Annotated in this window: 3 protein-coding genes and 1 riboswitch; all 3 genes read left to right on the forward strand. The window is 35.0% G+C overall.

Going from position 1 to position 4213, the window contains the following annotated elements:
- Window positions 1-644: MFS transporter (locus tag AC1DJR_RS19510; protein ID WP_477003286.1), on the forward strand; the 644-nt coding region annotated here is incomplete at its 5' end.
- 91 nt (window positions 645-735) lie between these two features.
- Window positions 736-1293 carry a PadR family transcriptional regulator gene (locus tag AC1DJR_RS19515; protein ID WP_000062071.1) on the forward strand — a complete coding sequence of 186 codons (558 nt, stop codon included), beginning with the start codon at window positions 736-738 and terminating at the stop codon, window positions 1291-1293.
- A gap of 353 nt (window positions 1294-1646) precedes the next feature.
- Window positions 1647-1834, forward strand: a riboswitch (cobalamin riboswitch).
- A 130-nt stretch (window positions 1835-1964) separates the two neighbouring features.
- Window positions 1965-4213, forward strand: a 2249-nt coding sequence (gene metE / locus AC1DJR_RS19520; protein WP_477003287.1) for a 5-methyltetrahydropteroyltriglutamate--homocysteine S-methyltransferase, incomplete at its 3' end; no start/stop codon positions are given.

Genomic DNA, 4213 nt, shown 5'->3' on the forward strand with positions numbered 1-4213 from the left:
GTTCAGCCTCAAATGCTGGATTAATTTTRACACCTATGATGGTWGGMTCTGTAATYGGAAGTCAAACWGGTGGACARTTAGCTTCTCGAACAAGTTATCGTAACATCATGATGGTATCTGGTGTTTTCTTCGTAATTGGTATTTATTTACTAAGCACTTTAACAATGGATACACCTCGTCTACTTGTAACGCTATTTATGGTTCTCACTGGACTTGGAGTTGGTTTCTCGTTCTCAGTTTTAAGTATGTCTTCTATCCACAAGTTAGAAATGCGAGACCGTGGTTCTGCTACATCAACAAACTCATTCTTCCGTTCACTCGGTATGACTCTTGGTGTAACGATTTTCGGTACAATTCAAAACCATATTTTTACTACTAAATTAAACACTGTGTTCCCTCCTGAACTAGCTAAATTAGCTCCAAAAGGCGGAGACACAAGTTTCTTATTATCACAAGGTGCTACCGATAAGATTCCAGCTGAAATATTAACTGGTATTAAAGATGCTCTCGCTACCTCTATTGCCAGTACATTCTTCTGGGCACTGATCCCGGCTGTACTAAGTATTATTTGTATTTTACTTATGGGAAATGAACGCCTCTTTACAGGTCCAAAAACGAAACAAAAACAAAAGCAAGTAAGTTAATATAGAGAAAAGAAACGGCATATCCCTTTATGAAAACGGATATGCCGTTTATAATATGTATAAAGTTTTTATTTATAGGAGTTGAGACAGCATGAGCATGAAATTAGTCATTCTCGGCTTGCTACTTGAAGGAGATAAACATCCATATGAAGTGCAGCACATCATGAAAGAACGACAAATGGATTGTTATATTAAATATGCAAAAGGATCACTTTACTACGCCTTCGAACAATTAGAAAAGCAGGGTGCAATTCGTATTACCACGATTGTTCGAGATACGAATAGACCCGATAAAACAATCTTTCATATAACAGAAGAAGGTAAACGGTTATTTCACACGTTACTATTAAAACAATTTGAGGCAAAAAATCAAATATATAAACCAATTTATTCGGCACTCTCTTTCGCTCATTTTGGTGATGATCAAGAGTTAATTCCTATTTTAGAAAAAAAGAAAAATGATACCGTTCAATATTTACATAAAATGCAAACTATTTATGATTGTAGCAAAGGACACATTCCTCGTGCACAACTATATATTTTACAAAGCGTTATTGAACATATTACAGTTGAATTGCAATGGTTAAACACCCTCCTTACAGATGCAGTTGCAGGACGACTTTCAGAAATTGATATAGATGAAGGTTGAACTTATAAAGAAGAAACTGTAAAAAGACAATAAAGTTATTTCATTGTAAAACCTAAAACAAGCATACCCCCGTTCTAATTTAGGAAGGGGGTATGCTTGTTTTAGGTTCGACATAAGATGAGCCAATTGTTGAATAACATAAATGGCATCTTATCTCTGTACAGATATCCACTTCTTTACAAGTTTAATCGCACTTCATTTCAATTTCCCCAACCTCTCTTCCCTCTTGAAAAAATCAGAATAATACGAATGATAAGAATAAAAAACTTTAGAATTTTCTTATTTTAAAACAGTGGACAAAATTCCGAAAATTGTGTTAGAATTTGTTTCAATATCATATCGCTTGTTAAATTCCTTTCAAAAGGAAAATAGGTACACGAATATTTCACTTCGTGTTTAAAGGGGAAGTTTGGTGAAACTCCAACACGGTCCCGCCACTGTAAATGCTGAGATTTCTTTTTTGTGCCACTGTGAAAACGGGAAGGTGAAAGAAATTATATGAAGCATAAGTCAGGATACCTGCCTATTTTAACAACACTGATAGACTCACGGATGATGATGAGGTGTTAAGAACAAAAAGGAAGGCTTATTTTTCTATGCCTTTATGCTTTTTGTTATAGGTATTTCCGAGTAAACGGAAATGCTTACTTTCAATTAGGGAGGAATTTAAAATGGCAATTCAAACAAGTAACTTAGGTTATCCACGTATCGGACTACAACGAGAGTGGAAAAAAACATTGGAAGCTTTTTGGTCCAATAAAATTGATGAAGAACAATTTTTAACGACAATGAAAGAAATTCGCCTTCAACACGTCAAAGTACAGCAAGAAAAGGGAATTGAATTAATTCCAGTTGGCGATTTTACATATTATGACCACGTTCTGGATACGGCCTACATGTTAGGATTCATCCCGTCACGTTTTTCAGAGTTTACCTCTTACCTTGATGTATATTTTGCAATGGCACGCGGCTCTAAAGATCACGTTGCTTCTGAAATGACAAAATGGTTTAACACAAACTATCATTACATTGTTCCTGAATATGAAGAAGGATTACAAATCTCTTTAAAAGACAATCGTCCTCTTCGTTTATATGAAGAAGCGAAAAAAGAGTTAGGTGTTGATGGAAAACCAGTTATTTTAGGCCCTTATACATTCCTAAAACTAGCAAAAGGTTATAACGAAGAGCAATTTGCCACTATTTTAAAAGAGCTAGTTGCACCTTATGCACAATTATTCTCTGAATTACACGCAGCTGGAGCACAAATTATTCAAGTTGACGAACCAATCTTCGCATCTTTAACAAAAGATGAAATTAATCAAGCGAAAGAACTTTACGAAGCTATTCATAAAGAGGTTCCAAATGCTAATCTTCTTCTACAAACATATTTTGATAGTGTAGAAGAGAACTATGAAGAAATTATTGCATTCCCTGTTTCTGGTATTGGATTAGACTTTGTTCATGGCAAAGAAGGTAATGTAAATGCTATTTCAAAATACGGATTCCCAGCTGATAAAATTTTAGCTATCGGTTGTATAGATGGCCGTAACATTTGGAGAGCTGATCTTGATGATGTACTTTCTTTATTTACAACATTACAAAATCAAATCACAGCAAAAGGTTTAATTGTTCAACCTTCTTGTAGCTTATTGCATACTCCAATTGATAAAACGGAAGAAACGCACTTAACAAGTGAATTATTTGATGCACTTGCATTTGCTAATCAAAAATTAGAAGAACTAGTCCTTATCCATTCTGCTCTTACTAAAGGTGTAGAAAGCATCAGTAGCGATTTAACAACATATCGTAATGCACATCATGCAATCCGCTCATCAGCTGCACGTAATCGTGAAGATGTAAAAGTGGCACGTACATCACTTAAAGAAGATGATTTCTCACGTCCTCTTCCATTTGAAAAACGATATGAACTACAACAAGTAGCTTTACAATTACCGTTGTTACCAACAACAACTATTGGTAGCTTCCCGCAAACATTTGAAGTTCGTCAAACACGTAAACAGTGGCGTAACGGCGATATTACAAATGAACAATATAATCAATTCATTGAAAAAGAAACTGCAAAGTGGATTCGTTACCAAGAAGATATTGGTCTTGATGTACTAGTACATGGTGAATTCGAAAGAACTGACATGGTGGAATATTTTGGAGAAAGACTTGCTGGTTTCTCCTTTACTAAAAACGGATGGGTACAATCATACGGTTCTCGTTGCGTAAAACCACCTGTTATTTATGGTGATGTTGCCTTTATAAGTGGAATGACTATTAAAGAAACTGTATATGCACAAAGCTTAACAGAGAAAGTAGTAAAAGGTATGCTAACTGGACCTGTCACTATTTTAAATTGGTCATTCGTTCGAAATGATATTTCAAGAAAAGAAGTATCATATCAAATTGCATTAGCACTTCGTCATGAAATTGAATTACTTGAATCTTCCGGAATTAGAGTAATCCAAGTCGATGAACCTGCACTTCGTGAAGGTATGCCGTTAAAAGAAAAAGATTGGGATGCATACATTACATGGGCAGTTCAATCATTCCTTTTAGCAACATCTTCTGTAGAAAATGAAACACAAATTCATACTCATATGTGTTATAGTAACTTCGAAGATATTGTAGATGCAATTCGAGCGTTAGACGCAGATGTTATTTCTATCGAAACATCAAGAAGTCATGGAGAATTTATTAATACATTAAAGCATACAACATATGAAAAAGGAATTGGTCTAGGGGTATATGATATTCATAGCCCACGTGTCCCAAGTAAAGATGAAATGTTCACAATCGTAGAACAATCTTTACAAGTATGTGACCCTAAATATTTCTGGATTAATCCAGACTGTGGTTTAAAAACACGAAGAACTGAGGAAGTTATACCTGCTTTAGAGCACATGGTTCAGGC

The sequence above is a fragment of the Bacillus sp. 05T31 genome, from assembly GCF_056396725.1.